6 protein-coding genes are annotated in these 5,983 nt (G+C 68.5%); all 6 read left to right on the top strand.

Annotated features, from left to right (window positions below):
* The first annotated feature begins 90 nt into the window (after positions 1 to 90).
* Entirely contained in the window at positions 91 to 3,843 is a 3,753-nt protein-coding gene (locus VDP82_RS12610) for a baseplate multidomain protein megatron (RefSeq protein ID WP_323015197.1), read from the top strand.
* Entirely contained in the window at positions 3,827 to 4,561 is a 735-nt protein-coding gene (locus VDP82_RS12615; protein WP_323015198.1) for a glycoside hydrolase family 108 protein, read from the top strand. Before VDP82_RS12610 ends, VDP82_RS12615 begins: the two co-directional genes overlap by 17 nt.
* Before the next feature lie 60 nt (positions 4,562 to 4,621).
* Positions 4,622 to 4,867 carry a DUF1902 domain-containing protein gene (locus VDP82_RS12620; protein WP_323015199.1) on the top strand — a complete coding sequence of 82 codons (246 nt, stop codon included), beginning with the start codon at positions 4,622 to 4,624 and terminating at the stop codon, positions 4,865 to 4,867.
* On the top strand, positions 4,867 to 5,067 hold the full coding sequence (locus VDP82_RS12625) for a type II toxin-antitoxin system HicA family toxin (RefSeq protein WP_323015200.1): 201 nt from the start codon (positions 4,867 to 4,869) through the stop codon (positions 5,065 to 5,067). The genes VDP82_RS12620 and VDP82_RS12625 overlap by 1 nt, the downstream gene beginning before the upstream one ends.
* Before the next feature lie 73 nt (positions 5,068 to 5,140).
* Positions 5,141 to 5,434, top strand: a complete 294-nt coding sequence (locus tag VDP82_RS12630; RefSeq protein WP_323015201.1) for a hypothetical protein — start codon at positions 5,141 to 5,143, stop codon at positions 5,432 to 5,434.
* Positions 5,435 to 5,465: 31 nt separating this feature from the next.
* A partial coding sequence (locus VDP82_RS12635; RefSeq protein WP_323015202.1) for a response regulator occupies positions 5,466 to 5,983 on the top strand: 518 nt, incomplete at its 3' end.

A 5,983-nucleotide genomic window follows, 5' to 3' on the forward strand; every position in this document is an offset into this window, starting at 1 on the left:
CCCCCACCCTTGATCCCTCCCCGCAAGGGGGAGGGAGATAACTGCATCATCGAGCCCCTCCGTACGCTTTTTTTTTCGAGGACAAAAGACATGGCCACTCTGGCGCTTTCGCTGGCGGGACAATTCGTGGGCGGGCTGGTGGGCGGCCCTATCGGCGCCACCGTGGGCCGGGCGCTGGGGGCGCTGGCCGGCAGCGCCGTCGATGGGGCGATTTTCGGCGAAAAGCGGACCAATGCGAGCCCGGCCAGCGATTTGCGCCTGCAAGGCTCGAGCGAGGGCGGGGCCGTGCCGCGCCTTTATGGCTGGAGCCGCATTTCGGGCAACATCATCTGGGCGCGCGAGCTGGAAATCCTCTCCCCGGAAAGCTCGGGCGCCAAGGGCTTCCTCGAACCGAGCCAGCCGCAGGAGGAAGTGGTGGGGGCGAGCTTCGCCGTCGCCTTCTGCGAGGGCGAGGTGGCCCATCTCGGCCGCATCTGGGCCGATGGCCAATTGCTCGATACCGCCGGGCTGACCCTGCGCTTTTATCGCGGCACCGAAAGCCAGATGCCCGACGGGCTGATCGAGGCGACGCAGGGCGTGGCCCCGGCCTATCGGGGGCTGTGCTATCTGGTGGTCGAGCAATTGCCGCTCAACCGCTTCGGCAACCGCATTCCGCATCTGTCGGTGGAGCTGTGCCGGGTGGTGGGCGAGCTGGAGCCCGGGATCCGCGCCATCACGCTGATCCCCGGCGCGACGGAGTTCGGCTACGACCCCGGCCTGCGCACGCGCCTCGTCGGGCCGGGCACCACCGAAAGCGAAAACAGCCACCTGCTCAGCGGCCGCAGCGACTGGAGCGTGGCGCTGGACGAGCTGACCGCGCTCTGCCCCGATCTCGAGCATGTGGCGCTGGTGGTCTCCTGGTTCGGCGACGACCTGCGCTGCGGGCAATGCCGCATCGGGCCGCGCGTCGAGGCGGCGGAGCGCGCGGTGATCGACGCCGAGTGGCAGGTGGCCGGGCTGGGGCGCGCCGAGGTGCCGGTGGTGTCGCGCCACAAGGGCGGAGCGGCCTATGGCGGCACCCCCTCGGACGGCGCGGTGCTGGCCGCCATCGCCGATCTCAGGGCGCGCGGGCTCAAGGTGACGCTCTATCCGCTGGTGATGATGGATATTGCCGAGGGCAACGGCCTGCCCGATCCGCATGGCGGGGCGATGCAGGGGGCCTATCCCTGGCGCGGCCGCATCACCTGCCATCCGGCGCCCGGCCAGCCCGGCTCGCCCGACAAAAGCGCCGGCGCGGCGGCGCAGGTGGCCGCTTTCCTGCCCGGCTATCGCGCCATGGTGCTCCATTATGCCGGGCTGGCCGCGGCGGCGGGCGGGGTGGATGCCTTCATCATCGGCTCGGAAATGGTGGGCATGACCGCGGTGCGCGGGGCGGGCAACAGCTTCCCCTTCGTTTCGGGGCTGGTGGCGCTGGCCGGCGAGGTGCGCGCGATTGTCGGCGGGGGCACCAGGCTGACCTATGCCGCCGACTGGAGCGAATATTCGGGCTACCAGCCGGAGGGAGAGAAATTCTTCCATCTCGACCCGCTCTGGGCCAGCCCGAATATCGACGCGGTGGGCATCGACAACTACATGCCGCTGGCCGACTGGCGCGACGGGCATGGCCATGCCGACGCCGCACGCAGCGCCGATGGCTACGACCTCGATTATCTCAAGGCCAATATCGCCGGCGGGGAAGGGTTCGACTGGTATTATGCCAGCCCAGCCGACCGGCTGGCGCAGCGCCGCACCCCGATCGAGGATGGCGATCACGACGAGCCCTGGATCTGGCGCTTCAAGGATATCGCCAACTGGTGGAGCCGGCCCCATCACGACCGGCCCGGCGGGGTGCGCAATTCCGCGCCCACCGCCTGGGTGCCGGGCTCAAAGCCAGTGTGGTTCACCGAGCTGGGCTGCGGGGCGGTCGACAAGGGCGCCAACCAGCCCAATATCTTCGGCGACGCCAAGAGCGATGAAAGCGGGCGGCCGTATTTTTCCGCCGGCACGCCGGACAGCCTCATCCAGCGCCAGGCGCTGCGCGCCCATCAGCAATTCTGGCGCGATCCGGCCAACAATCCGCCGGGCATGGTGGCGTTGGACCGGCTTTATCTGTGGACCTGGGACGCGCGGCCCTATCCGGCCTTTCCGGCGCGCATCGATGTGTGGGCCGATGGCCCCAACCACCGCACCGGCCACTGGCTGAGCGGGCGGCTGGGCGGGGCCGCCAGCGACGAGCTTGCCCGCGCCATCGCCGCCGATCATGGGGTGACGCTCTCGGCCGAGCCGGCGGCGCCGTTTATCGGCGGGCTGGTTCTGGACGGGGCGACGACGGCGCGCGAGGCGCTGCAAGCTCTGATCGACGCCAGCGGCCTCAGCCTGCGCAACGGGCCGGAGGGGCTGCATCTGGGCGCGGCGTGGCGGCAGGACGCGATGGCGCTGGCGGCGGACGAGCTGGTCGCCGGCGAGGGCGCGGTGCTGTCGCGCCGGCGCACCAATCCGGCGGAAATGCCGGGGCGGCTGGCGCTGAGCTATTTCGACCGCGAGCGCGACTATCTCATCGGCACCGCGACGGCGCTGACCCGCGCCCAGGGACCGCTGGCAGGAGTTTCCAGCACCATGACGCTGGATGGACCTGCCGCGCGCATGGCGGCCGAGCGTATGCTCGACGCCCGCGCCAACCGCGAGGAGGTGCTGGAGTTCACCCTGCCGCCGGCGCAGCTGGCGCTGGAGCCCGGCGATCTGGTGGAGATCGGCGGGCTGGCGGAAGGGCCGTTCGAAATCACCGAAATCCGCGACGGGCTGGCGCGGCGGGTGAGCGCCCGTACCCTGCCGGCCAATATCGCGGTGGCCACCGAGGCCGACCGACCGGCCGCCGCCGGCGTGATGCCGGCCATTCCGGCGCGCCCCGAAGTGGTGGCCGCGCATCTGCCGCCTTTGCCGGGCGATCCGGCACGCTCGCGGCTGCTGGTGGCCGGCTATGCCCAGCCCTGGCCGGGCGGCCTGCAGATCGCCGAGGAGGCCAGCGGCGCCTATCTGGGTGAACTGGCGCGGCGCGGCGGAATCGGGAGGCTGGCAACGCCGCTGCGGCCCGGCCCATTGGGGCTGTGGGACCGGGGCAACAGCGTCGAGGTCGAGCTGTTCTGGGGACATCTGGCCGCAGTGGAGCCGCTGGCGGCATTGGCCGGCGGCAACCGCATGGCGGTGGAAACCGACGCGGGAAGCTGGGAAATGCTGGGCTTTGCCCAGGCCGAACTGGTGGCCCCGGGCCGCTATCGCCTCTCGGACCTGCTGCGCGGGCAGGAGGGCACCGGCCCGGCCATGGCAATGGCCGGAGCGGGACGACGGGTGCTATTGCCCGATGCGCGCAGCGTGACGCTGCCGCTGGAGCCGCATTGGCTGGGCGAGACGCGCAATTTGCGCATCTATGCCGGCAGCGGCGACCTGGTGGGCACCAGCCTGACCGTCACCGCCGATCCCGGCCCGGCGCTGCCGGTGCCGCCGGTGCATTTGCGGGCGCGGCGCGGGGCAGGCGGGGATGTGACCATTTCCTTCATCCGGTGCAGCCGCGCCGATGGCGACGGCTGGGGCCTGGCCGAAGTCCCCCTCGATCTTCTTCCAGAGCATTATCGCCTGAGCATCTTCGAGGGGGCGGCCGAAAAGCGCCAGGTGGCGCTTTCGGCCCCGCAATGGACCTATGTGGCGGCCGATCAGCACGCCGATTTCGGCGAATTGCCCAGCGCCTTCAGCTTCACCGTCGCCCAGATCAGCCCCGTGCTCGGCGCGGGATATGCGGCAAAGGGAGAATTCCATGGCCAGCCGGTTTGACGTCTGCCTCGACGAAGTGCTGCGGCAGGAGGGAGGCTATGCCGACCATCCCGCCGATCCGGGCGGGGCCACCAATATGGGCATCACCCACAAGACCCTGGCCGACTGGCGCGGCGTGTCGCCCTGGTGGGACCTGCCCAAAAGCGCGGTCAAGGCGCTGGGGCGCGACGAGGCCGCCCAGATCTACAAAAAGCTCTATTGGGAGCGCAGCGGCGCCGGCACCCTGCCGGCAGGGCTGGACCTGGCCCTGTTCGATTTCGCCGTCAATTCCGGCCCCGACCGGGCGGTTCGCCTGTTGCAGACGGAGCTCGGCGTGGCCGTGGATGGCCGTATCGGGCCGGTGACACGCGGCGCCGTCGAAGCCTATGCCGGCAAAAAGGGGCTGGCGGCGCTGGTCGGGGCGCTTTGCGACCGGCGGCTGCGCTTTTTGCAGGGCCTTTCCACCTTCCCCGTTTTCGGCGCCGGCTGGACCAGCCGCATCGCCACCATCCGCAAGATGGCGCTGGCCGCCATTGCCAAACCCGACACTGGAGGATCGATCATGACGCTGCTTACCGGCTACAAGACCTATATCGTCGCCGCCCTGATGCTGCTGGCGGGCCTGGCGCAATTGCTGGGCATCGAACTGCCCGCCATGGAGGGCGGCTCGGCCGGGCAGCTCATCATGGAAGCGATCGCGGTGATCTTCCTGCGTCGCGGGCTGAAGGCGGTGGGGTAGGGGTCGCCTTGTTTTAGCACCAAATCCATGCTTGAACTCGCTTCAGCCAAGGGAGCTCACATGAACAAGCTTCTCGTCACGGCCCAATGGGACGATGAGGCGGGGGTATGGGTTGCGACGAGCGATGACATTCCCGGTCTTGTCACCGAGGCCACCAGCCTCGATGGTCTGCTGGAGCGCGTGCTCGCTGTTGTGCCGGAATTGCTCGAGGATAATGCCCATCATCTCGACGTCGGCCATGCCGGTGATCGGATCGATGTGTGCATCCTCTCCCAGTTCCGCCTGGACGGGGCGCGCGCGCATTAATGGTTCAGGGCTTCTACAGGCAAATCGTAGAGGCCCTGAAAGCCGCCGGATGTACATATCGCCGGCAGGGCAAGGGCGATCATGAAATATGGTATAGCCCCATTACGGACCGAACCTTTACGGTGGACAAGGGCTCGCTCTCGCGTCACACCGCCAACGCGGTGATGAAGCAGGCGGGTATAGATTTGCATTTCCGATGATCGCGAAACGACCGAGACGGAAGTCGAGGCTGCATTCATGTCCCATTCAGCAACGCGCCCCTAATGTGCCCTCATGAACAAGATCATCTCCAAATTGCTGGCTCCCCTCGCCCTTGTGGCGACGCTGGGCCTTTTGGCCGTCGCTCCGGCCCAGGCGCAGGCCTGTCTCGACAAGCGCCAGATCCAGGATGCCGTTTCCAGCGGCCAGATCCAGTCGCTCAATGCCGTTCTGGCCTCGGCCGGCGTGGGCGGCAATGCCGAAATCCTCTCCGTCCAGGTGTGTGACCAGGGCGGCGGGCTGGTCTATATCATCGGCGTCCTGGCGCCGAGCGGCGAGGCGCAGAACCTGGTGCTGAACGCGCAATAGCGCGGGGCGTGGCAAAGGCGGAGGGCGGCTTATGCGCATTCTCGTGGTCGAAGACGACACCAATCTCAACCGTCAGCTCAAGGATGCGCTGACCGAAGCCGGCTATGCGGTCGATGTGGCCTTCGACGGCGAGGAAGGCCACTTCCTCGGCGATACCGAGCCCTATGACGCGGTGGTGCTCGATATCGGCCTGCCGCAGATGGACGGGCTTTCGGTGCTGGAAGAGTGGCGCCGTGCCGGGCGCGTGATGCCGGTGCTGCTTTTGACGGCGCGCGACCGCTGGAGCGACAAGGTGCAGGGGATCGACGCCGGCGCCGACGATTATGTGGCCAAGCCCTTCCATATGGAAGAAGTGCTGGCGCGGCTGCGCGCGCTGGTGCGCCGCGCCGCCGGCCATGCCTCCAACGAGATCGTCGCCGGCCCGGTGCGGCTCGATGCCCGTTCGGGCAAGGTGACGGTGGACGGCCAGTCGGTGAAGCTGACCAGCCACGAATTGCGGCTGCTGAGCTATCTCATGCACCACAAGGGCAAGGTGATCTCGCGCACCGA

The sequence above is a fragment of the Devosia sp. genome (genome assembly GCF_034675085.1).
GTDB lineage: Bacteria > Pseudomonadota > Alphaproteobacteria > Rhizobiales > Devosiaceae > Devosia.